We start from the raw sequence: 26,993 nt of genomic DNA, 5'->3' as shown, positions 1-26,993 counted from the left end.
GACCGAGGCGGGGGAGCGTGGGACGCACTCTGCTCGACCGGTCCGACCGTCGCCGATCGATGGCGATTCCGAAACGAACATCACGAATCGACGCACACCGGGCCCACACGTACAGCACGATCAGTACAGCGTGGGAGACCGGCGTCGGTTGGTCCGTCTCACGCGCAGGACTTGCGCATCCAAGGTCTTCTACCCGCTGGGGGAACGAGATGACGAGTGTGAATTCGCCGCAGCCGACTAACGGCGCCGAAGATGTGAACGTTCCCGAAGGGGCCTTCCCGCTCTCCTCGGTGCAACGGAGCATGTGGTTTGCCCAACAACTGAGCCCGACGGTCCCCAAGTTCATCGCCCAGTACATCGAGTTGCGGGGCGAGATCGACCTGGACTTGCTGAGCGATGCGGCCGTGCAGGCCGGTCAGGAGTTCCAGTCGCCGTTCCTGCGTCTGCTCGACGTCGACGGGGAGCCCTATCAGGCGGTCGATTTCACGATCGACCCGTCGATCGGGTTCCTCGACTTCCGCGGCGAGGACGACCCCATGTCGGCCGCGCAGGTGTGGATCGACGAGGACTACGCGACACCTCTGCGGTTGACCCGGGACCGGCTCGTCGAGATGAACGTCCTGCAGGTCGGTGAGCAGCACTACCTGTGGTACACCAGGATTCACCACGTCGCGCTCGACGGGTACAGCGGCATGACCATGGTGAACCGGATCGCGGCGCTGTACACCGCGGCGATCGAGGGCACCGAACCGGAACCGAATCGTGCGCTGGACCTGCGCGAGCTGTACGCACTCGACCAGAAGTACCGGAAGTCGAGCAGGTTCGAGAACGACCGGTTGTATTGGGCCGAACGGATAGTCGGCATCGAGCACGGGTCGACGCTCGCCACCCACGACGCCCCCGCGGCCGCGAAGAGCAGGCTCGAGAGCGCGAAGATCTCCGAATCCGCGCTGGGTTTCCTCGGCGAGTCGGATCAGCGGGTCGGTGCCACGTCGGCGGCCGTCCTGCTCGCCGGGTTCGCCTGCTATTTGTCCCGCATGACGGGCAAGCGGGACGTGCTCATCAACCTGCCGGTGTCGGCGCGCACCACGGCGCCGCTGCAGCGGTCCGGCGGCATGCTCGTCAACGTCGCCCCGCTGCGGATCACGGTCCGCCCCGAGGACACGGTGGCCGAACTCGTGCAGCGGACGCAGCTCGAACTGATGGGTGCGCTGCGTCATCAGCGGTGCAGCCTCGAGGACATCCGCCGCGACGCCGGACTCGCGGGGACCGCGGAGGGGCTTGCCGGCCCGATGGTGAACGTCATGCTGTTCCACCAGGCGTTCACGCTGGGCACCGTCGACGGCGAGTATCACATCGTGACGTCGGGCCCGGTGGACGATCTGCTGGTCAACATCTATCAGAGCGGCGACGGCCAGACACTGCTCGATTTCCGCGGCAACCCCAACCGGTACGGGGCGGAGGAGCTGCGTGCGCACCACCGCCGATTCGTGGAGTTGATCGAGGAGTTCGTCACCGCGGAGCCGCAGGCGCGGACCGCCGACATCCACGCCGAGAGCGCGCGCCTCGGTGCGCGGTTCCTCGAACGGGAGTCCCAGCTCGAGTTCTGGAAGCGGGAGCTGGCGGGCCTGCCCGAGGTGACGGCGTTGCCGCTGGACCGGCCGCGCCCGGCCGAGCGGGCCGGCGCGGGTGAGGTCGTCGGGTTCGCCGTCGACGCCGACGTGCAGCACCGCGCGGCACTGCTGGCAGAGGAGGCGGGCACCGGGATCTTCACCGCGCTGCACGCCGCGCTGGCCGTGCTGCTGGGCCGGCTGGGTGACACCGACGACGTCGTGGTCGGAACACCGATCGTCGGGCGCGACACGAGCGACTCCGAAGACCCGGACGCCGGGGCGTTCTTCAACAAGGCGGTCCTGCGGTCGCAGGTGGACGGGGCGTCGTCGTTCGTCGACCACCTGAGCCGGGTCCGGGACGCCGACCGGGCCGCGTTCTCGCACGCGGCCCTGCCGTTCGACGATCTCGTCGCCGCCGTGGTGGCCGAACCGGACCCGTCGCACACGCCGCTGTTCCAGGTGATGCTCGAGTTCACCGACGGCGGCCATCCGCACGACTCCTCGGGGACCGTGACGATCAGCCCGATCCAGCGGGAACACCGAGCCCTGGGGCTGGATCTCGTATTCTCCCTCACCGAATCGGAGACCGGCGGCATCAACGGCCGGCTGCGGTTCGCGACGGATGTGTGGGACCGCGACAGCGCGGAGGCGATCGCCGCCCGCTTCGTCCGCATCCTGCAGTCGGTGACGGCGGATCCGACCTCGCCGATCGGGGACGTCGACGTCCTCGAACCGGCCGAGTACGCGGAGCTCGCGCCGGTCCGCGACGAGCCCGCGGTGGAGCCCCGGACGCTGCCCGCACTGCTCTCCGGTGCCGTGGCGGCGGGCGGTGACGGGGACGCCCTCGTCTACGAGGGGCGCGCCCTGACCTACGCCGAACTCGACGAGCAGTCGAACCGGCTGGCCCGCATGTTGATCGGGCACGGCGTGGGGCCGGGTTCGGTTGTGGCGCTGGCGATCGCGCGCTCGATCGAGTCGGTGCTGGCCACGTGGGCGGTCGCGAAGTCCGGGGCCGCGTTCGTCCCGGTCGACCCGAACTACCCGGCCGACCGCATCGAGCACATGCTCACGGATTCCGGTGCGGTCGTCGGTCTCACCGCCGCGGCGCACCGCGCGTCGCTGCCGGCGATCACGCCGTGGCTGGTGATGGACGACGCGTCGTTCGGGCGGGAGTTGGAGCTGCACACCGCCGGCGCGATCACCGACGCCGACCGCCTCCGTCCGTTGCGGACGGCGGATCCGGCCTACCTGATCTACACGTCCGGTTCCACCGGCACACCCAAGGGTGTGGTCGTCACCCATGTCGGCCTGGCGAACTTCGCCGAGGACGAGCGGCAGCGGTTCGACGTCACCGCCGGGTCGCGCACCCTGCACTTCTCGTCCCCGAGTTTCGACGCGTCGATCCTGGAACTGCTTCTCGCCGTGGGCGCGGGCGCCACGATGGTGGTGGCACCGTCGACGGTGTACGGCGGTACCGAACTCGCGGACCTGCTGCGCCGCGAACGGGTGACGCACGCGTTCGTGACGCCGGCCGCGCTGGCATCCGTCGATCCCACCGGCCTCGACCACATCCGGTGCGTCGTCACCGGTGGTGAGAGCTGTCCTCCTGCGCTGGTGCAGCAGTGGGCGCCGGGACGCGTCATGTTCAACGCCTACGGCCCCACCGAAGCCACCGTCGTCGCGAGCGTCGCGGGCCCGTTGACGGTCGGCGAACCGGTGACGATCGGCCGCCCGTCCCGCGGTTGCGGTCTGCTGGTGCTCGATTCGCGGTTGCACCCCGTCCCCGCCGGGGTGCCCGGCGAGTTGTACATCACCGGCGACGGTGTGGCACGCGGGTACCACAACCGATCGGTCCCCACGGCCGAACGGTTCGTCGCCGACCCGCACGGGACACCCGGTGAGCGGATGTACCGCACCGGCGACCTGGCCCGGTGGAACGCCGCCGGACAGCTGGAATACCTGGGCCGCACCGACTTCCAGGTGAAGATCCGCGGATTCCGCATCGAACTCGGCGAGATCGACGCCGTCGTCCGCTCGCATCCGAGCGTGGCGTTCGCGACCACCGTCGGCCGCACCGCACCGTCCGGCGACACGGCACTGGTGACGTACGTGCTGCCCGAGGACGGCGCGCAGATCGTCGTCGGCGACCTCCTCGAACACGCCGCCGCCGCGCTGCCCGCGCACATGGTGCCCGCCAGGGTGATGGAACTCGCCGAGGTCCCGTTGACCCCGGCGGGCAAGCTCGACCGGAAGGCGTTGCCGGAACCGCAGTTCGAGGCGACGTCCACCGTCTACCGGGCACCGGTGACCCCCACCGAGATGCAGATCGCGGAGGTGTTCGCGACGCTGCTCGGAGTCGAGCGCATCGGCGTCGACGACAGCTTCTTCGACCTCGGCGGCGACTCCCTCGTCGCGACCCGCGTGGTGTCCCGGGTCAACACTGCCCTCGGGACGGAGATCGGGGTGCTGGATTTGTTCGAGGCGCCCAGCGTCGCGTTGCTCAGTGCGCGCGTCGACGCCGCCGGGCCCCGCACCTCCGCCCGCCCCGTGCTCGCCCCGCGGGCCGGCTCCGGCCCGGTGCAGGTGTCGCTGGCGCAGCAGCGGATGTGGTTCATCAACCAGTTGGACACCGCATCGCCCGCGTACAACATTCCCGTCGGCATCCGGTTGCGCGGTACCCTCGACGTGGAGGCGTTGCGGACCGCGGTGAGCGACGTCCTCACCCGCCACGAGTCGTTGCGGACGGTGTTCCCGAACACCCCCAACGGCCCGATCCAGGTGGTGCTGCCGGTCGCGGAGGTGAGCCCCCGGCTCGACGTGGTCGAGGTCGCCGAGAGCGAACTCGAATCCCGCCTGATCGACGACGCCGCAACCGGTTTCGACGTCACGGTGGAACCGCCGATCCGGGCGGAGCTGTACCGGACCGCGACCGACCACCACGTGCTGGTGTTCGTGGTGCACCACATCGCCGCCGACGGCCTGTCGATGACACCGCTGACCCGGGACGTGATGGTGGCCTACCACGCCCGCGCCGCCGGCGAGGCCCCGCAGTGGGCGCCGCTGGAGGTGCAGTACGCCGATTTCGCGGTGTGGCAGCGCGAACTGCTCGGTTCCTCCGACGATCCGACGAGTCTGCTGTCCCGCCAGCTGGCGTTCTGGGCCCGCACTCTCGACGGTGCCCCCGAGGTCATGGATCTGCCGACCGATCGCCCGCGCCCGGCCCGGCAGTCGATGATCGGCGCGACCGCCGACTTCACGATTCCGGCACGCATCCACACCGCGCTGCTCGACATCGCGGGCGCGAACGACGCCAGCCTGTTCATGGTGGTGCACGCGGCTCTGGCGGTCCTGCTGTCCCGGTCGAGCGGGTCGGCCGACGTGTCGATCGGATCCCCGGTCTCCGGCCGCGGGGAACGGCAACTCGACGACGTCGTCGGCATGTTCGTCAACACGGTGGTCCTGCGCACCACCGTCGACCCCGATCGCAGCTTCCCCGAGATCCTCTCGCACACCCGTTCCGTGGATCTGGAGGCGTTCAGCAACACCGACCTGCCGTACGAGCGGCTCGTCGACGAACTGAAACCGACTCGCTCCGAAGCGCATTCACCGCTGTTCCAGGTGATGCTGGTGCTGCAGGGATTCGCGAACACGCGGCTCGAACTGCCCGGACTCGACGTGGAGGTCGAGGCCCTCGAGACCGGCGCCGCGAAGTTCGACCTCCAGGTGATCCTCACCGAGCACATCGAGGACTCCGGCGCCCCGGGCGCGATCGACGTCCAGTTCTCCTACGCGTCGGAACTGTTCGACCCGCCGACGATGACGGCGCTGGCCGCGCGATTCGTCACCCTGCTCGAGACCGTCACCGCCGGATCGGACGCAAAGGTCGGCGACCTCGACCTGATCGGCGCGGACGAGACGCACCGGATGCTCGAGCAGTGGATCGCCACCGACGTTCCCGTCCCGGACTCGGCGACCCTGGTCAGCCTGTTCGAGTCGCAGGTGGCCCGCACCCCGGACGCCGTGGCCGTGGTGTTCGCCGAAGAGGAACTGCTCTACGCGGAGTTCGACGCCCGCGCCAACCGGCTGGCCCGTGAACTCCTCGCCCGCGGCGTCGGACCCGAATCCCGGGTCGCCGTCGCGCTGCGCCGTTCCCTGGAACTGATGATCGCGATCTATGCGGTGGAGAAGACCGGGGCCGCGTACGTGCCGCTCGACCCCGACCATCCGGCGTCGCGGATCGCGTACGTGATCGAGAGTGCCGAACCCGCGTGCGTTCTCACCGCCTCCCGCGATCGGTGCGAGGGCGTCGACGGCGCGGACGCCGCCGTGATCGAGATCGACGCCCTGAACCTGTCCCGGCGGCCCAGCACCCCGATCACCGACGCCGAGCGCGGCGGTCCGATCCACCCCGATTCGACCGCCTACGTGATCTACACGTCGGGGTCGACGGGCAGGCCGAAGGGCGTCGCCGTCAGTCACCGGGCGATCGCGAACCGGCTGCTGTGGATGCAGGACACGTACCGGATGGATCACACGGACGTGGTGCTGCAGAAGACGCCGGTCACATTCGACGTGTCCGTGTGGGAACTGTTCTGGCCCCTCGAGGTCGGTGCGCGACTCGTCCTCGCCGCGCCGGACGGTCACCGGGACCCGACGTACCTGTCCCACATCATCGCCGACCACCAGGTCACCACCATGCACTTCGTGCCGTCGATGCTCGCCGTGTTCACGGCGGGCGCCGAACCCGAACTGTGCGGTTCGCTGCGCCAGGTGTTCTGCAGTGGTGAGGCCCTCCCGCCCGCCACTGCGGACAGTTTCCGCGAATTCGGATCCGCGGCGCTGCACAACCTGTACGGCCCCACCGAGGCCGCCGTCGACGTCACCTTCTGGGAATGCACGGAAGGCGACCGCGCCTCGGTCCCGATCGGCGCACCCGTGTGGAACACGCAGCTGTACGTCCTCGACTCCCGGCTGCACCCGGTGCCGGTCGGGGTGCACGGCGAGCTGTACCTGGCCGGCGTCCAGCTGGCCCGCGGCTACGTCGGTCGCAGCGACCTGACGTCGGACCGGTTCGTGGCGAACCCGTTCGGCGCACCGGGACAGCGGATGTACCGCACCGGCGACGTGGTCCGCTGGCGCGCCGACGGCAACGTCGAATACATTGGCCGCCGCGACTTCCAGGTCAAGCTCCGCGGACAGCGCATCGAACTCGGCGAGGTGGAGGCCGCCGTGCTGGCGCACCCGTCGGTGGCGCAGGCCGTCGTCACGGTGCACCGCAGCGAGGCCACCGGCGAGAGCCTCGTCGGCTACGTGATCCCCGTGGCGGGCGCCGACATCGACACCGCGGTCGTCCGCGACGCGGCGGCGGAGGCGCTGCCCGCCTACATGGTGCCGACCCGCATCATCGTGCTCGACCGGTTCCCGCTCGGCGCCACCGGAAAGCTGGATCGGGGCGCGCTGCCCGAGCCCGAGTTCCTCAGCCCGTCCGCGGAATTCGTCACCCCGCGCAACCCGATCGAGGAGATCCTCGCGTCGATCTTCGCGGACCTGCTGGAGGCACCCCGCATCGGCGTGTACGACAGCTTCTTCGACCTCGGCGGCAACTCGCTGGTGGCCACCCGGCTGGTGGCGCGGGTCAACGCCGCCCTCGGCAGCCGGATCGGCGTCCGGGAGATCTTCGACGCCCCGACCGTCGCGACGCTGGCCACCCGGATCGAGTCCGAGGCCGTGCAGGGCGCCGAACGTCCGCCGCTGGTGGCCGGGGTGCGCCCCGACCACCTGCCGGTCTCTCTGGCGCAGAAGCGCATGTGGTTCATCAACCAGTTCGACCTCGATTCCCCGGCCTACAACATCGCGCTCGCGGTGCGGCTGACCGGCGACCTCGACGAGGACGCGATGCAGGACGCCGTCGCCGACGTGATGGACCGGCACGAGTCGCTGCGCACCCGGTTCCCGATGGTGGAGGGCGAACCCCTCCAGGTGATCCTGCCGACCGAGGACGTGGTGCCGGATCTGTCGCCGATCGATTCGACGGAAGAACAACTGCCCGAGCATATTTCGCGGCTGGCGGGCGACGGGTTCGACGTCACCGTGTCGGTGCCGGTGCGCGCCGCCCTGTTCCGCACCGATCCCGGCGAGCACGTGCTCGTCATCGTCGTCCACCACATCAGCGCGGACGGCTTCTCCATGGCCCCGCTCGCCCGGGACGTGATGACCGCCTACGCGGCCCGCACCGGGGGGCAGGCACCGGACTGGACACCGCTGCCGGTGCAGTACGCCGACTTCGCGCTGTGGCAGCACCGGGTGCTCGGCAACGCCGACGACCCGGACAGCCTGCTCGCCGCCCAGCTCGACTACTGGACGCACACGCTCGCCGGGCTTCCGGAACTGCTCGCGCTGCCGACGGACCACCCGCGCCCGACGCAGCAGTCGATGCGCGGCGGCATCCACTCGTTCGGCATCGACCCGCAGATACACAGCCGGTTGATCACGACCGCCCGCGAACACAATTCGAGTGTGTTCATGGCCGTCCACGCCGCCCTGGCCGTGTTGCTGGCCCGGTTGGGCGACACGGACGACGTGACGGTGGGCACCCCGATCGCCGGCCGCGGCGACGCCGCCCTGGACGACATGGTCGGCATGTTCGTCAACACCCTGGTGCTGCGCACCCCGGTCGAGCCGTCCGGCACGTTCACCGACCTGCTGTCCACGGTCCGCGACACCGACCTGAATGCGTTCCACCACGCGGATCTGCCGTTCGAGCGGCTGGTCGACGCGATCTCGCCGGAACGCGCGACGTCGCATTCGCCGCTGTTCCAGGTGGTGCTCGAGTTCCGCAACAACGAGCGGCCACGGCTGGAGCTGCCCGGGTTGACCGTCACCGGCCTCGACCTGGCCACCGACATCTCCAACTTCGACCTCCAGCTCACCCTGACCGAGGAATTCGGGGTGTCGGGGGAGCCGGCGGGGATCTCCGCGGCGTTCACGTACGCGGCGAGCCTGTTCGACGCGTCCACGATCGCCGGTTTCGCCGACTACCTGCAGCGGATCTTCGACGCCGTGACGTCCGAGCCGGACATGGCCGTCGGCGACATCGACCTGATGGTGGCGTCCGAACGTGCGGCGCTCACCCCCGTGATGGACGGGCCGGACGCCGAACCGCGGACTCTGCCCGAGCTGCTCGCGTCCGCGGCGTCCGTGGACCCGAAGGCGGCCGCGCTGTCCTACGAGGGCAACGAGGTGACGTACCGGGAGCTCGACGAGCGGTCGAACCGTCTCGCCCGCCTGCTGATCGGACGGGGCATCGGCCCGGAATCGGTGGTCGCGCTGGCGATGGCACGTTCGCCCGAGTCGGTGCTGTCGCTGTGGGCGGTCGCCAAGACCGGTGCCGCGTTCGTTCCGGTCGACCCGAACTACCCGACCGACCGGATCGTCCACATGCTCAGCGACTCCGGCGCGGCGCTCGCGCTCACCGTCGCCGAGTTCCGCCCCACCCTGCCGGACTGCACCTCCTACGTCGTGGTCGACGCACCCGGCTTCGACGACCAGGTGAGCACACACTCCGCCGCCGTCGTCACCGACGCCGACCGGACACACCCGCTTGCACTGGAGAACCCGGCCTACCTGATCTACACGTCCGGGTCCACCGGCACCCCGAAGGGCGTCGTCGTCACCCACCGCGGTCTGGCGAACTTCGCCACCGACGAACGTGTCCGGTTCGGGGTCACCCCGCGGTCGCGGACGCTGCACTTCTCGTCGCCGAGCTTCGACGCGTCCATCCTGGAACTGCTGCTGGCGGTCGGGTCCGGCGCGACCATGGTGATCGCCCCGGCCTCCGTCATCGGCGGCACCGAACTCGCCGACGTGCTCCGGGAGGGACGGGTCACGCACGCGTTCATCACCCCGGCGGCGATGGCGTCCGTGGACCCCGTGGGCCTCGACCGGCTCGAGTGCGTCGCCACCGGTGGTGACGTGTGCCCGCCGGAGCTGGTGGCGCAGTGGGTGACCGGCGGCAGGCGGATGTTCAACGCCTACGGACCGACCGAGGCGACGGTCGTGTCGAGCGTGACCGGACCCATGCTGCCCGGTGAGGGCGTCACCATCGGCCGTCCGCCGATGGGCACCGGTGAGATGGTGCTCGATTCCCGCCTGCACCCGGTGCCCAACGGGGTGACCGGCGAACTGTACGTCACCGGTTCCGGTCTGGCCCGCGGCTACAAGGACCGGGCGGGCACCACGGCGGAACGGTTCGTCGCCAACCCGTACGGTGGCCTCGGCGCCCGCATGTACCGGACCGGCGACCTGGCGCGCTGGAACACCGACGGCCAGCTGGAGTACCTGGGCCGCAGCGACTTCCAGGTGAAGATCCGCGGGTTCCGCATCGAACTCGGCGAGATCGAGAACGCCCTCACCCGATACCCGGGCGTCGCCCGCTCGGTGGTGTCCGCGCACAAGGGCAGCACCGGCGCCAACCGGCTCGTCGGCTACCTCGTCCCCACGGCGGGCGCGGAACTCGACCCCGAGGCCGTCCTCGATTTCGTCGGCGGATTCCTCGCCCCGTACATGGTGCCGTCCGCGCTGATCGTCCTCGACGAGTTGCCGCTCACCCCGGCAGGCAAGCTGGATCGCCGCGCGCTGCCCGAACCCGACTTCGGCGCCCGGGTGTCGACCGGCCGCGCGCCGGTGTCGGAGATGGAAGAGGTGCTCGCCGGACTGTTCGCCGAGGTGCTCGGTCTGGAATCCGCCGGAGTCGAGGACTCGTTCTTCGCGCTCGGCGGCGACAGCATCATGTCGATCCAGCTGGTGGCCCGCGCGAAGGCCGCGGGCGTGGTGCTGACCCCGCGGGACGTGTTCGAGGCCAAGACCGTCGCCGGTCTCGCGTCGGTGGCGTCGTGGGTGGGCGCCGCCGACGTCGTCGTCCTCGACGAACTGCCCGGCGGCGGTGTCGGCGACATGCCGACCACCCCGATCACGAAGTGGCTGCTCGAACGGGGCGGCGAGTTCAACCGGATGTCGCAGTCCGCGCTGCTGACCGCGCCGCCGAATCTGCGCGACCTCGAACCGCTGATCAGCACGTTCCAGGCCGTCCTCGACCGGCACGACATGCTGCGGGCGCAGCTGATGGTCTCCGCCGACGAATCGCATCTCGCCGTCCGCCCGGTCGGTGCCGTGGACGCGCAGGACCTGATCCGCCGGGTCACGGTGTCCGCCGCCCCGGGAACACCGGCGTTCGCGGCCGCCGTGATCGCGGACCTCGACGCCGCGCTGGACCGGCTCGATCCGGCGGCCGGCGTCATGATGCAGGTGGTGTGGTTCGACGCCGGGGAGTCCGGCGGCCGCCTGCTCGTGGTCGCGCACCACCTCGTCGTCGACGGTGTGTCGTGGCGCATCCTCGTCCCCGACCTCGCGACCGCGTGGGCGCAGATCTCGGCAGGCCAGGAACCCGTCCTCGAGCAGGTCGGCACGTCTATGCGCCGGTGGGCGCACGGGCTGGTCGACGAGGCGGCGAACCGGGCGGGCGAACTGGATCTGTGGCAGCGCATCCTCGACTGCGAGGACCCGCTCGTCGGCAGCCGTCCGCTCGATCCCGACGTCGACGTCAATGCGACCGTCGGCCGGGTCACGGTGCAGTTGCCCGCCGAGGTCAGCGAGGCCGTCCTCACGGCCCTGCCGGAATCAATCCACGGCAGCGTCAACGACGGACTGCTCACCGCGCTGGCGATGGCGGTCACCCAGTGGCGGCGCACCCGCGGCCACACCCTCCACGGACGGTCCGTCGACGGAACCCTGGTGAGCCTCGAGGGGCACGGCCGTGAGGACCAGGTCGTGCCGGGCGCCGATCTGGGCCGCACGGTCGGCTGGTTCACGGCCATGTTCCCGGTGCGCCTGGACCTGTCGGGCATCGACCTCGACGACGCGTTCGACGGCGGCCGGGCCGCCGGGTCGGCGATCAAGGCGATCAAGGAACAGTTGCTGGCCATCCCGGACCACGGCATGGGTTACGGCATGCTGCGATACCTCAACGCCGACACCGCACCGCTGCTCGCGGCCCGGTCGCTGCCGCAGATCAGCTTCAACTACCTGGGACGCTTCGCCGCCGACCTGTCCGAGGCGGCCACCCGCGCCGGCTGGACGCCGACCGGTGAAGTCGACATGGACCGGGCGCAGGACCTCGACACCCCGGTCACCTCGGCCATCGACGTCAACGCCGTCACCACCGAGGTCGACGACCGGCCTCAGCTGCGCGCCACCTGGGCGTACGCGGCAGGTGTCCTCACCGTCGCCGAGGTGCGCGCACTCGCCGAACTGTGGGTCCGGGCACTGACCGCGCTCACGACGTACGCGGCCCGCCCCGACGCCGGCGGTGTGACCCCGTCCGACCTCGAACTGGTCAGCCTCGACCAGGACGCCATCGACCGCATCGAGTCGCGCTTCCCGGCGCTGTCCGACATCTGGTCGCTGTCGCCGCTGCAGTCCGGACTGCTGTTCCACGCGTTGCTGGCCGACGAGTCGATCGATTCGTACACGGTGCAGGTGACACTCGAACTGCGCGGCGCCGTGTCGTCTCGCCTGCGGGTGGCCGGGCAGGCCCTGCTCGACCGGCACGCGAACCTGCGGGCGTCGTTCGTCTACGACGAGGGCGGCACCCCCGTCCAGGCGGTCCACGGATACGCGGAACTGCCGTGGACGGAGATCGACCTGTCCGCGCTCGACGAGGAGAGCCGTGAGGCCGAGGTCCGGGAACTCCTCGACACCGACCGCCGCCGCGGGTTCGACATGGCTACCCCGCCGCTGCTGCGGTTCATGCTGATCCAGGTCGGTGCGGACGAGCAGCGCCTGATCATCACCAATCACCACATCCTGCTCGACGGCTGGTCGATGCCGCTGCTGATCCGCGACCTGCTGACCCTGTACGCCACGGAGGGGGACGCCACGGCGCTGCCGCGGGTGCACCCGTACCGCGACTACCTGGCGTGGATGTCGCACCGCAGCACCGAGGACTCCCTCGGGGTGTGGCAGCGCGCCCTCGCCGGGGCGGAGGAGCCGACGCTGCTCGCGCCGGCCGACGCGTCGGCCCAGAGCGACACGCAGTCCAGCGAACTGGTCGTCGAACTCGACGTCGACCGCACCGATCAGCTCAGTGTGGTCGCACGCGAACACGGCCTGACCCTCAGCACCCTGATCCGCACCGCGTGGGGAATCGTGCTGGGCGGCCTCGTCGGCCGCTCCGACGTGGTGTTCGGCGGGACGGTGTCCGGTCGGCCCCCGCAGATCGCGGGCATCGAGTCGATGGTCGGTCTGTTCATCAACACCCTGCCGGTGCGGGTCACCCTCGACCCGCGGGAAACGCTGGGGGAGTTGCTCGAACGCATCCAGGGCGAGCAGGCCGCACTGCTCGACCACCACTACGTCGGGCTGACCGACATCCAGTCGGTGGCCGGTCCCGGCGCCGGATTCGACACTCTGACCGTGTTCGAGTCCTACCCCGTCGACCGGGAAGGGCTGACCGAGCAGACCGACATCGCCGGCATGCACGTCCTCGACGTGCACGACAGCGCGAACGCCGCGCACTACCCGCTCGCCCTGATCGCCTCGGCGCACGACAATCTGCAACTGAAGCTCGAATACGTCGACGATCTGTTCGACCGGGCCGCCGTCGAGCGGATCGGCGACCGGATCGTGCGGGCGCTGATCGCCCTCGCCGAGCACCCGGGGATGAAGCTGGCGCAGCTGCGCCTGCTCACCGACGCCGAGGAAGCGGAACTGGTTCCGGCCCGCGGCAGGCCCGGCCGGTCCGTGCGCACACTGCCGCAGATGTTCGCCGAGACGGCCGCCGCGTCGGGCGACGCGACCGCGCTCGTGTTCGGCGACCGCCGGATGTCCTACCGGGAACTCGACGAACGGTCCAACCAGCTCGCGCGGCTGCTCATCGGCCGCGGCGTCGGCCCGGAAGACATCGTGGCCCTGGGCATCTCACGGTCCATCGAATCGGTGCTCGCCGTCTGGTCGATCACCAAGACCGGTGCGGCGTTCGTCCCGGTCGACCCGACGTACCCGCGGGAGCGGGTCGAGCACATGGTCACCGACTCGGGGTGCACGTTCGGTGTGCGGGTGGCCGCCGACCGCGACCGGCTGCCTGCCGCGGTCACGTGGCTGACCCTCGACGATGCGGAGACCGAAGCCGCCGTCGCGGCGATGTCCACCGACACCGTGACCGACGACGAACGGGTCGTGCCGCTGCGCTTCGCGCACCCGGCGTACGTCATCTACACGTCCGGGTCCACCGGCAAGCCGAAGGGTGTGGTGGTCAGCCACCGCGGTCTCGACAACTTCGCCGAGGAGCAGCGCACCCGCTACGCGACGGACTCGGCGTCGCGGGCCCTGCACTTCTCCTCGCCGAGTTTCGACGCCTCGGTCCTCGAATACCTGCTGTCGTTCGCCGTCGGCGCGACCATGGTGATCGTGCCCCCGTCCGTGTACGGCGGTGAGGAACTCGCGGAGCTGATCCGGGCCGAGGGCGTCACCCACGGGTTCGTCACCCCGGCGGCGCTGGCCTCCGTGGACCCCGAGGGTCTGGACGTGTTCCAGAACGTGGTGGCCGGCGGCGAGGCCGTCCCACCGGAACTGGTGACCCGCTGGGCACCGGGCCGCACCCTGTACAACGGCTACGGCCCCACCGAGACCACCATCATGAGCAACCTGAGCGATCACCTGCAGGTGGGGGAGACCGTCACCATCGGCGGCCCCGTCCGCGGCGTGTCCGAGGTGATCCTCGACTCCCGGCTGCAACCGGTCTCCGTCGGCGTCGCCGGCGAACTCTACATCTCCGGTGAGGGCCTGGCCCGCGGCTACCATGCCCGCGCCGGGCTGACCAGCGAGCGGTTCGTCGCCAACCCCTACGGGGACCCGGGCGACCGGATGTACCGCACCGGCGACCTCGCGCGGTGGCGGCCCGACCGCACGGTCGAATACTTGGGCCGCACCGACTTCCAGGTCAAGATCCGCGGATTCCGCATCGAACTCGGCGACATCGACAGCGCACTCGCCGGGCACCCGTCCGTCGCGTTCGCCGTCACCCTCGGCCGCCCCGGCCCCGCCGGCGACACCGTGCTCGTGTCGTATGTGCTGCCCGAAGCCGAGTCGGTGCTCGAACCGCCGGAGCTGAAGGAGTGGACGGCGAATCTGCTGCCCGCGCACATGGTCCCGTCGAGCATCATGATCCTCGACGAGATCCCGCTGACCCCGGTCGGCAAGCTCGATCGGGCGGGGCTGCCCGAACCGCAGTTCCTGCCCACCTCCGACGCCTTCCGGCCGCCGTCGACGGTCCTCGAACACACGATCGCCGACGTCATCACCACCGTCCTGGGCATCGAACGGGTCGGCATCGACGACAACTTCTTCGACATCGGCGGCAACTCGCTGATCGCGACCCGGGTCGCCGCACGCCTGACCGCGGAACTCGACACCGACATCGGCGTCCGCACCCTGTTCGAGGCACCGACGATCCATCAGCTGGCCCGCCTGATCGAGTCGACGGCCTTCGCCCCGGCGCACGACGGCGACCACGTCCGGCTGCCGCTCGGACCGATGGCGCAGCCCGCGCACGTGCCGGTGTCGCTGGCGCAGAAGCGGATGTGGTTCCTCAACCAGTTCGACACGTCCTCGGCGGCCTACAACATCCCGCTGGCCGTGCGCCTCACCGGTCACCTCGACGTCGAATCGCTGCGCGCGGCGGTGACGGACGTGTTCGTCCGGCACGAATCGTTGCGGACCGTCTTCCCGTCCCACGACGGTGAACCCACCCAGGTGGTGCTCTCACCCGGCCAGTGGACACCGAACCTCGAGATCACCGAGGTGTCCGAGGCCGAACTCCGGGAACACATCGCCGTCCTCGCGACCGCCGGGTTCGACGTCACGGCCGACGTGCCGATGCGGTCGGCGCTGTTCGCCCTCGCCCCCGACGATCACGTGCTCGTCATCGTGGTGCACCACATCTGCGCGGACGGGTTCTCGCTCACCCCGCTCGCCCGCGACGTCATGACCGCATACGCCGCCCGCATCGCGGGAAGCGCACCGCAGTGGAACCCGCTGTCGGTGCAGTACGCCGACTACACGCTGTGGCAGCTGCAACTGCTGGGTGACGAGAGCGACACGGAGTCGCTGATCTCCCAGCAGCTCCGGTACTGGACGGACCAGCTGGCCGACCTGCCCGAACTCCTGCAGCTGCCGACCGACCGGGCGCGCCCGGTCCAGCAGTCGTTCCGGGGTGCGCAGGTCGACTTCACGATTCCGGCGGACGTGCACCGGGCGCTGTCCGCGCTGGCGCGCAAGCACAACTCCACCATGTTCATGGCCGTGCACGCGGCCCTGTCGGTGCTGCTGTCCGCGCTGTCGTCCACCGAGGACATCGCGGTCGGCACCCCCATCGCGGGTCGCGGTGACGCCGCACTCGACGACATGGTCGGCATGTTCGTCAACACCCTGGTGCTGCGCAGCGCCGTCGACCCGGCGGCGGGTTTCGGCACCCTGATCGATCAAGTGCGGGCCACCGACCTCGCCGCGTTCCACCATTCGGACCTGCCGTTCGAGCGGCTCGTCGACGTCCTCGCGCCGGAGCGTTCCACCGCGCACTCGCCGCTGTTCCAGGCGCTGCTCGAGTTCCGGAACAACGAGACACCGCGCCTCGAACTGCCCGAACTCACCGCGGCCGCCGTCGATTTCGACCTCGAGGTCGCCAAATTCGACCTGCAGCTCAGCGTCGAGGAAGGATTCGACGCCGACGGGGTGGCGTCGGGGATCACCGCGTCGTTCATCTACGCCACCGACCTGTTCGACGCCGGCACCGTGCGGACGTTCGCCGACCGGTTCCTGCGAATCCTGACCGCCGTCACCGCCGACCCTCAGGCCCCGGTCGGGGACATCGTGATCACCGACGCCGCCGAGCGGTCGGCGATGGCGACCGTGTGGAACACCGCCGGTGTCGAGGCGGGCACCGACACCCTCGCGGACCGGTTCGCGCAGAGCGTGGCCCGGTTCCCCGACGCCACGGCCGTGACGTCGGAGGACGTGGCGCTGACGTACGCGGAACTCGACGCCCGGGCGAACCGGCTGGCCCGGCTGCTCATCGCCCAGGGGGTGGGCCCGGAAACGCTGGTGGCCGTGGCACTGCCACGCACCTGCGATCTGATCATCGCCCTGCTGGCCGTGATCAAGACCGGCGGCGGCTACCTGCCCGTCGACATCACCTACCCGGCGGACCGGCTGGCGTTCGTGTTCGAGGACGCCGCACCGAACTGCGTGATCACCACCACGGGTGACGTCTCCGCCCTGCCCGACTCGGAGACGCCGGCGATCCTGCTGGACGACCCGGAAACGACGACGGACCTCGCGCAGCAGTCGCCGGCGACGATCACCGACGCCGACCGGGTGAGCCCGCTCGACGCCGCGTCGGTGGCGTACGTGATCTACACGTCCGGGTCCACGGGCCGCCCCAAGGGCGTCGTCGTCTCGCACCGCAACGTGCTGACCCTGTTCGCGAACACCCAGCCGCTGTACGGGTTCGACGAGAACGACGTGTGGACGATGTTCCACTCGTACGCGTTCGACTTCTCGGTGTGGGAGCTGTGGGGTCCGCTGCTGCACGGCGGCCGGCTCGTCGTCGTCGACTACTACACGGCACGGTCGCCGGAGATGTTCCACGAACTGCTGCGCAACGAACAGGTCACCGTCCTCAACCAGACCCCGACCGCGTTCTACCAGCTCGCCGAGACCGACCGCATCGTCTCGGAGATCGACGTGAACGCGGCGGCACTGGCGCTGCGGTACGTGATCTTCGGCGGTGAGGCCCTCGACCTCGGTCAGCTCGGCCGCTGGTACGCCCGGCACGACGACTCCGCCCCGACCCTGGTGAACATGTACGGCATCACCGAGACGACGGTCCACGTCAGCTACCTCGCGCTGGACCGTGCGTTCGCGGAGTCGGCCTCGGCCAGCGTGATCGGCCGCGGCATCGCCGGGCTGCACGTGCACGTCCTGGACCGGCGCCTGCACCCGGTGCCCCCGGGCACCATCGGCGAGATGTACGTCTCCGGTGACCAGGTCACCCGCGGCTACCTGGGCCGGGCCGGGCTCAGTTCCACCCGGTTCGTGGCCGACCCGCTCCGTCCCGGGGCGCGGATGTACCGCACCGGCGACCTGGCCCGCTGGAACACCGCCGGCCAGCTGGAGTACCTGGGCCGCAGCGACTTCCAGGTGAAGATCCGCGGGTTCCGCATCGAACTCGGCGAGATCGAGTCCGCGCTGCTCCGGTACCGCGGCATCGCGCAGGCCGTCGTCCTCACCCGCGACGACGGGCACGGCGGCCACCGGCTGATCGGCTACGTGGTGCCGGAATCCGGCGCCACCGTCGAGGTGTCCTCGGCTCTCGAATTCGTCGGCACCCAGCTCACCTCGTACATGGTGCCCGCCACCCTGGTGGTGCTCGACGCGCTGCCGTTGACGAGCAACGGCAAACTCGACCGCCGCGCACTGCCCGAACCCGATTTCGGGGCCCGGGTGTCGGCGGGCCGCGCCCCGGCGACGGAGATGGAGACCGTCCTCGCCGGACTGTTCGCCGAGGTGCTCGGTCTGGAATCGGTGGGCGTGGACGATTCGTTCTTCGCGCTCGGCGGCGACAGCATCATGTCGATCCAGTTGGTGGCCCGCGCGAAGGCCGCCGGGGTGGTCCTCACCCCGCGGGACGTGTTCGAGGCCAAGACCGTGGCCGCCCTCGCCGAGGCCGCGTCCTGGGCGGGCGCCGCCGACGTCGTGGTCCTCGACGAACTGCCCGGCGGCGGGATCGGCGAGATGCCGGTCACCCCGATCACGGCGTGGTTGCTCGAACGCGGCGGCGATTTCCGCCGCTACACCCAGACCGCGCTGCTGTCGCTGCCCGCCGCGGCCGACGAGACGCTGCTGAAGCGCACGATCGCGGCCGTCGTCGACCGCCACGACATGCTGCGGGCGCGTCTGATCGGGGCCGCACCGCAGTGGCGGATCGAGGTGCAGGCCACGGGCGCCGTCGACGTGGACGACGTGCTGCACCGCGTCGAGGTCGCTTCGGTGGTCGGTGCCGCGTTCGCGGAGATCGCCACCCACGAACTCGACGCCGCCGCAGGGCGATTGGACCCCGAGGCCGGGGTCATGCTGCAGATGGTGTGGTTCGACGCCGGCGCCGAGGGGGGACGGCTGCTGGTCGTGGCCCACCACCTGGTGGTCGACGGCGTGTCGTGGCGGATCCTGGTGCCCGACCTGGCGACGGCGTGGGCGCAGGTCTCCGCGGGGCAGGAACCGGCACTCGAGCCGGTCGGCACGTCGATGCGGCGCTGGTCGCACGGGCTCGTCGACGCGACCCTCGACCGCGGCGCCGAGATCGAACTGTGGCGCCGGGTGCTCGAGGCCGACGACCCGCTGATCGGATCGCGTCCGCTCGACGCCGCGATCGACGTGGCGGGGACCGTCGAGAAGGTCACCGTGGAGGTGCCCGCCGACGTCACGGACGCTCTGCTGACCCGTGTTCCCGAGGCGTTCCACGGCGGCGTCAACGACGGGCTGCTGACCGCGCTGGCGCTGGCCCTGGCGCAGTGGCGGCGCACCCACGGCGACTTCACGCGTGAGTCGCTGGTGAGCCTCGAGGGTCACGGCCGCGAGGACCAGGTGCTGCCGGGCGCCGATCTGGGCCGCACGGTCGGCTGGTTCACGGCGATGTTCCCGGTGCGCCTGGACCTGTCGGGCATCGACCTCGACGACGCGTTCGCCGGTGGCCGGGCGGCCGGGTCGGCGATCAAGGCGGTCAAGGAACAGTTGCTGGCCATCCCGGACCACGGCATCGGGTACGGCATGCTCCGCTACCTCGACCCGGAGAGCGCCGACCGGTTGCGGGCCCTCGCGAAGCCGCAGGTCACGTTCAACTACCTGGGCCGGTTGGGCGGCGCGACGTCCACCGACATCCACGGGCACGCCTGGGTTCCGGTGACGGACACCAAGCTCGACGACATCCCCGCCTCGGACATCCCGGTGGCGTCGGCGCTCGACATCAACGCCGTCACCGGCACCGGGGTCGACGGCAACCGGCTGCGTGCCACGTGGGCGTTCCCGACCGGCGTCCTCACCCCGTCCGAGGTGCGTGCGCTCGCCGACCTGTGGGTGCAGGCGCTGACCGCGCTGACCGAGCACGTCGCGCGGCCCGACGCCGGCGGTGTGACACCGTCCGACCTGGACCTGGTGACGCTCGACCAGGACGCCATCGACCGGCTCGAGTCCCGGTTCCCGGCTCTGTCGGACATCTGGTCGCTGTCACCGCTGCAGTCGGGACTGTTGTTCCACGCCCAGTTCTCGGACGCGTCGGTCGACCCGTACCTGGTGCAGTTGGCGCTGAAGCTGCGCGGCGACGTGAACGCGGACCGGTTCCGCCGGGCGGGGCAGGCCCTGCTGGACCGGCACCCCAACCTGCGGGCCGCGTTCGTCCACGACAGTGCCGGCGCCTCCGCGCAGATCATCCAGCAGCACGTGGAACTGCCGTGGTCGGAGTTCGACCTGTCGGCGCTGGGTCCCGAGGAGACCACCCGCGAATACGAGCGGATCGTGGCACGGGACCGGTCGGTGAAGTTCGACATGGCGGAGGCGCCGCTGCTGCGCCTCGCCCTGGTGCGGCTCACCGACGACGAGTACCGGCTGATCCTGACCAACCATCACATCCTGCTCGACGGCTGGTCGACACCGCTGGTCATCCGCGACCTGCTGACGCTGTACGCCCTGGACGCCGACGGCAGCCTGCTGCCGCGGGTCCACTCCTACCGCGACTACCTGGCGTGGATGAAGCGCCACGACACCACGGACTCCCTCGACGCCTGGCGCGCCGCGCTCGACGGTGTCGAGGAGCCGACGCTGCTGGCCCCGCTGGAGCGGGGTGAGGCGCACTCCGCCGTCGCGGAGGAAACCGCGTTCACGTTGTCCGAGGAGCACACCACCCGGCTGCGGGACCTGAGCCGCGAACGCGGGCTCACCCTCAACACCGTCGTCCAGACGGCGTGGGGAATCGTCCTGGGCGGCCTGGTCGGCCGCTCCGACGTGGTGTTCGGCGGGACGGTGTCCGGCAGGCCGCCGCAGATCGCGGGCATCGAGTCGATGGTCGGTCTGTTCATCAACACCCTGCCGGTGCGGGTCACCCTCGACCCGTGGGAGTCGCTGGGCGAGTTGCTCGAACGCGTGCAGCGCGAACAGGCCACGCTGCTCGATCACCACTACGTCGGGCTGACCGACATCCAGTCGGCGGTCGGCGGCGGCGGCACGTTCGACACGCTGACCGTGTTCGAGTCGTACCCGGTCGACGAGGCGGGACTGACCGAGCAGACCGACATCGCCGGGATGTTCGTCCTCGGCATCGACGGCAAGGACTCCGCGCACTACCCGCTCGCGGTGGTCGCCTCCGGCGACGCCCGGCTGAACTTCAAGTTCGAGTACCTCCCCGAGGTCCTCGATGAAAGCGCGGTCGACGAGATCGCGGACCGGCTGCGGCGGGTGCTCGACGCCCTTGCCGACCGGCCCGAGATCCCCCTGGCCCACATGCAACTGCTCACCGAGGCCGAACTCGCCGAGTTCGCGCCGGTGCGCGGCCGCCCCGGGTTCTCCGTCCGGACGCTGCCGCAGATCTTCGAGGACGCGGCCGTCCTGGATCCGAACCGCACGGCGCTGACGTTCGAGGGCCGCAACGTCTCCTACCGCGAACTCAACGAGCGCTCCAACCAGCTCGCCCGGGTTCTCATCTCCCGCGGCGCCGGCCCGGAGACGTTCGTGGCGCTCGGCATTCCGCGGTCGATCGAGTCGGTGCTCGCGGTGTGGGCGGTGGCCAAGACGGGCGCCGCGTTCGTCCCGGTCGACCCGAACTACCCGATGGACCGGATCGAGCACATGCTCACCGATTCGGGGGCCACCATCGGGCTGACCATGGCCGCGTACGAGAAGTCGCTGCCCGATTCGGTGCCGTGGCTGCAGCTCGACTCGCCCAAGTTCGAGAAGGCGTGCCAGGCGAAACCGGCTCTGCCGGTGGCTGATTCGGACCGTAGGTCGCCGATCAGCCTCGACAATGCGGCGTACATCGTCTACACCTCCGGGTCGACGGGCAAGCCGAAGGGCGTCGTCGTCACCCACGAGGGCCTCGACAACTTCGCCGAGGACCAGCGGCAGCGCTTCGCGGCCGCGCAGACGTCCCGCACACTGCACTTCTCGACACCGAGCTTCGACGGGTCGGTCTTCGAGTACCTGCAGGCGTTCGGGGTCGGCGCCACCATGGTCATCGCGCCGCCGACGGTGTACGGCGGAGCGGAACTGGCCGAACTGATCAGGTCGGAACACGTCACCCACGCGTTCGTCACCACCGCGGCGCTGTCCACGGTGGACCCGGAGGGCCTCGACGAGTTCCAGCACGTGGTGTTCGGCGGCGAGGCGTGCCCGCCCGAACTGGTGACACGCTGGGCGCCGGGCAGGCAGTTGTCCAACGCGTACGGGCCCACCGAGACCACGGTGATGGCCAACATCAGCGACCCGATGACGGTGGGCGACCCGATCACCCTCGGCGGCCCGATCCGCGGCGTCGGCGAACTCGTGCTCGATGCGCGTCTCCAGCCGGTGCCCGTCGGCGTCCCCGGCGAGCTCTACATCACCGGCGCGGGTCTCGCCCGCGGCTACCACCGTCGCCCGGAACTGAGCAGCCAGCGGTTCGTCGCCAACCCGTTCGGGGAGGCGGGGGAGCGGATGTACCGCACCGGCGACATCGTCCGGTGGCGCGCCGACCACACCGTCGAATACGTGGGCCGCAGCGACTTCCAGGTGAAGATCCGCGGGTTCCGCATCGAACTCGGCGAGATCGACAACGAGATCGCCACGTTCCCCGGGGTCGGCTTCGCCGCGACCCTCGGTGCCCCCGGCCCGTCCGGTGACACGGTGCTGGTGACGTACCTGCTGCCCGTCACGGAAGGAGGCGTCGACCCCGCCGAGCTGACCGCACACCTGTCGACGCGACTGCCCGCGCACATGGTGCCGACGAGCATCATGTTCCTCGACGAGATCCCGTTGACCCCGGTGGGCAAACTGGACCGGTCGGCGCTGCCCGCGCCGGAGTTCCACGTCGCCACCACGGAGTTCGCGCCGCCGACCAACGATCTCGAACGCAAGATCGTGGACATCTTCACCGACGTCCTCGGTCTCGAACGGATCGGCATCGACGACAACTTCTTCGATCTCGGCGGCAACTCGCTGGTCGCGACGCGCGTCACCGCGCGACTGCGGGATGCACTGGACACCGACATCGGTGTGCGGGCGCTGTTCGAGGCCCCCGACGCCCGGTCACTGGCCGAACGCGTCGCCGACAGCGTGAGCGGCGGCGCCCGCCCGGCGCTCGCCCCGGTCGAACGCCCGGACCGGATTCCGCTGTCGCTGGCGCAGAAGCGGATGTGGTTCCTCAACCAGTTCGACACGTCCTCACCCGCCTACAACATCCCGCTGGCGGTGCGGCTGACCGGAACCCTGGACGAGGACGCCCTGCGCCTGGCGATGGCGGATGTCCTCGAACGGCACGAGACGCTGCGCACCGTCTTCCCGACGGTCGGCAACGAACCGACCCAGCGGATCCTGGCCGCCGCCGACGCACAGCCGGACGTCGACACGGTCGAGGTGGACGCGGCGGACCTGCCGCGGCACATCATGGATCTGGTCTCCCGCGGATTCGACGTCAGCACCGACGTCCCGGTCCGGGCTGCCCTGTTCCGGTCGGCGCCCGACCATCACGTGCTGACGATCGTGGTGCACCACATCTGCGCGGACGGATTCTCCCTGGCGCCGCTCGCCCGCGACGTCATGGTGGCCTACACGTCGCGGCTGGGCGGCGCAGGCCCGCAGTGGGCTCCGCTGCACGTGCAGTACGCCGACTACACCCTGTGGCAGCACGCCGGACTGGGCTCGGAGAACGATCCCGAGTCGATGATCAACCGGCAGTTGCGGTTCTGGTCGGAGACCCTGGCCGGGTTGCCGGACGTCATCCAGTTGCCGACCGACCGGCCGCGCCCCATCCAGCAGACGTTCGAGGGTGATCGGGTCGAGTTCGCGATCGACGCCGACCTCCATCAGCGGCTGACGGCGTTCGCCCGGGCCAACAACGCCACCATGTTCATGGCCGTCCACGCCGCGCTGGCCGTGCTGCTGTCGCGGCTCGGCAGCACCGACGACGTGGTCATCGGCACCCCGGTCGCCGGGCGCGGTGAAGAGGCGCTCGACGAGATGGTCGGCATGTTCGTCAACACGCTGGTCCTGCGGAACCGGATCGATCCGTCTGCGACGTTCACCGAACTGGTGCAGCAGATCCGGGAATCCGACCTGGCCGCGTTCCAGCACGCGGATCTGCCGTTCGAGCGGCTCGTCGAGGAACTGAACCCGACCCGGTCCACGTCGTACTCACCGCTGTTCCAGGTGGCCCTCGAGTTCCAGAACAACGAGAACCCGACGCTGGAACTGCCGGACCTGCGGGTCGAGAACGTGGACCTCGAGACCCGGGTGGTGAAGGAGGACCTCGAGGTGATCCTGGCCGAGCGCTTCGACCAGGACGGCGCGCCCGCGGGTGTCGCCGGCGGCCTCGACTTCGCCGTCTCGCTGTTCGACCCCGACACGGCGCGTTCGATCGCGGACCGGTTCGTGCGGATCCTCGCGGCCGTCGTCGCCGACCCGGACCGGCCCATCGGCACCGTCCCGCTGCTCGACGACGCGGAGATCGACGAGATGGTCCCGGCCCGCGGCAAGCCCGACGTGCGGCCCGAGGTGTGGCCGGACCTGCTGACCGCCGCCGCGGCCCTCGACCCCGACTCGGTGGCGTTGTCGTTCGAGGACCGGCAGGTCACGTACCGCGAACTCGACGAATGGTCCAACCGGCTGGCGCGGGTGCTGTGCGCCCACGGTGTCGGACCGGAGACGTTCGTGGCCATCGGTATGCCGCGGTCGATCGAGGAAGTGGTGTCGATCTGGTCGGTGGCCAAGTCGGGTGCCGCGTTCGTGCCCGTCGATCCGACGTACCCGCGGGACCGCATCGACTACATGCTCACCGACTGCCGGGCGTCGGTCGGCCTGACCGTCGCCGGCAGGCGTGACAACCTGCCGGACACGGTGCCGTGGCTGGTGCTCGACGACGAGACGTTCGCCGAGCAGGTCGCGGGTGTGTCCTCGGCGCCGGTCACCGACGCCGACCGCAGGATGCCGCTGCATCTGGCGCACCCGGCGTACCTGATCTACACGTCGGGGTCGACCGGAAAACCGAAGGGGGTCATCGTCACTCACCGCGGCATGGCCAACCTCACCGCGGAGGAACACGAACGGTTCCAGGTCACGCACGAGTCCCGGGTCTCGCATCTGGCGTCCCCGAGCTTCGACGCGTCGATCTTCGAGCTGATGATGGCGTTCGGCGCCTCGGCCCGGGTCGTGATCGTGCCGCCCACCGTCTTCGGTGGCGCCGAGTTGGCCGATCTGTTCCGGCGCAACGAGGTCACGCACGCGTTCATCACGCCGACCGCGCTGTCGTCCATCGAGGACGTGGGGCTCGAGTCGCTGCGGGTCCTCGCGGTGGCCGGCGAGGCCTGCCCGCCGGAACTGGTGGAGATCTGGGGCAAGCACCGCAACATGCACAACGGGTACGGGCCCACCGAAACCACCATTCAGGCGAGCGTCAGCGCCCCGATGCGTCCGGGCGGGGTCGTGAACATCGGCGCCCCCGCGCTGGGCTTCGGTTCGCTGGTCCTCGACGAACGCCTGCAGCCCGTCCCGGCCGGCGTGCCCGGCGAGCTGTACATCACCGGCCCCGGACTGGCACGCGGGTACCACAACCGGTCGGCGCTCACCTCGGAACGGTTCGTCGCCTGCCCGTACGGAGAGCCCGGCCGCCGGATGTACCGCACCGGCGACGTCGTGCGCTGGCGCGGCGACCACACCATCGAGTACATCGGCCGCACCGACTTCCAGGTGAAGGTCCGCGGCTTCCGCATCGAACTCGGTGAGATCGACGCCGTCCTCGCCCGCCACCCCGCGGTCGCGTTCGCGGCCACCATCGGTCACACCGGTCCGTCCGGCGACACGCTCCTCGCGTCGTACGTGCGGGCCGCCGACGGCCACGACCTCGAGCCGGCGGAACTGCGCACCCACGCGTCCGACCGCCTGCCCGCGCACATGGTCCCGTCGGCCGTGGTGGTCCTCGACCAGATCCCGATGACCCCGGTCGGCAAACTCGACCGCAAGGCGCTGCCGGCGCCCGAGTTCGGCACCACCGGCGCGGCCTTCCGGGCCCCGACGACGGCGACCGAACGGATCATCGTCGAGGCCTTCGCAGAGGTGCTGGGCGTGGACCGGGTCGGTACCGCCGACAGCTTCTTCGAACTCGGCGGTAACTCGATCGTCGCCACCCGGGTCGTCACGGTGCTGCAGGAGCGCCTTGGACGGCAGATCCCGTTGCAGTCGATGTTCCTGGATCCGACGCCCGCGGGGCTGGCGCTGCGGATCGACACCGAGAACGCCGCCGGGTCGCCGGTGGACGAGGCGCTCGGCGTCGTCATCCCGCTGCGCCCGACGGGGGAGAAGTCGCCGCTGTTCTGCATCCATCCCGGGATCGGACTGTCGTGGGGGTATGCGGGTCTGCTGCAGCACCTCTCGCAGGACCGTCCGGCGTTCGGCCTGCAGTTGCCGATCATCAGCGGCGGCCCGGCCGTCGACTCGATCGAGCAGCTGGCCCACCAGTACGTGCTGGAGATGCGCAAGGTTCAGGCGCACGGGCCGTACCACCTGCTGGGCTGGTCGCTCGGCGGCGTCATCGCGCACGCCATGGCCGTCGAACTGCGGCGGGAGGGGGAGGCCGTCGACACCCTCGCGCTCATGGACAGCTACGTGGCGAACGGGACCGATCAGGGTCCGGAGAGCCTCACGGTGCCCGAATTGCTGCACGGTCTCGGCCTGGATCTCGAGTCCGTGTCCGGGGAGGAACTCACGTACGAGCGGGCGGTCGAGTTGCTCGACGACGCGTTCGGGCAGAAGACCGGACTGACCCCTCGGCACCTCGAGCGGATCAGCGCCGGGTTCACGAACTCCTCGCGGATCATGAACAACTTCCGGCCCCAGGTGTTCGACGGGAACCTGCTGTTCTTCACCGCAGCCGGGTCGGCGGCGACGGGCGAGCATTCACCGGAGGAATGGCGCGATTCGGTCACCGGCGGCATCCGGGAAGTCAAGATCGAGTGCGAGCACAACCAGATGATCGAACCCGAGGTCCTGGCCGTGGTCGGGCCCGTCCTCGAGGACTATCTGGGCACGCACTGA

General features: G+C 70.3%; 1 protein-coding gene. It reads left to right on the top strand.

Annotation, left to right across the window (positions count from 1 at the left end; genetic code table 11):
* Positions 1-209 precede the first annotated feature (209 nt).
* On the top strand, positions 210-26,993 hold the full coding sequence (locus ACFU5V_RS12395; protein WP_378699445.1) for a non-ribosomal peptide synthase/polyketide synthase: 26,784 nt from the start codon (positions 210-212) through the stop codon (positions 26,991-26,993).

The sequence above is a fragment of the Rhodococcus sp. NPDC057529 genome, from assembly GCF_042802055.1.
Lineage (GTDB): Bacteria > Actinomycetota > Actinomycetes > Mycobacteriales > Mycobacteriaceae > Rhodococcus_F.
This window is presented reverse-complemented; position numbering and strand designations above follow the sequence as displayed.

Coding starts and splice junctions, on each gene's coding strand:
- ACFU5V_RS12395 (WP_378699445.1), top strand. CDS start 210: ATGACGAGTGTGAATTCGCCGCAGCCGACTAACGGCGCCGAAGATGTG.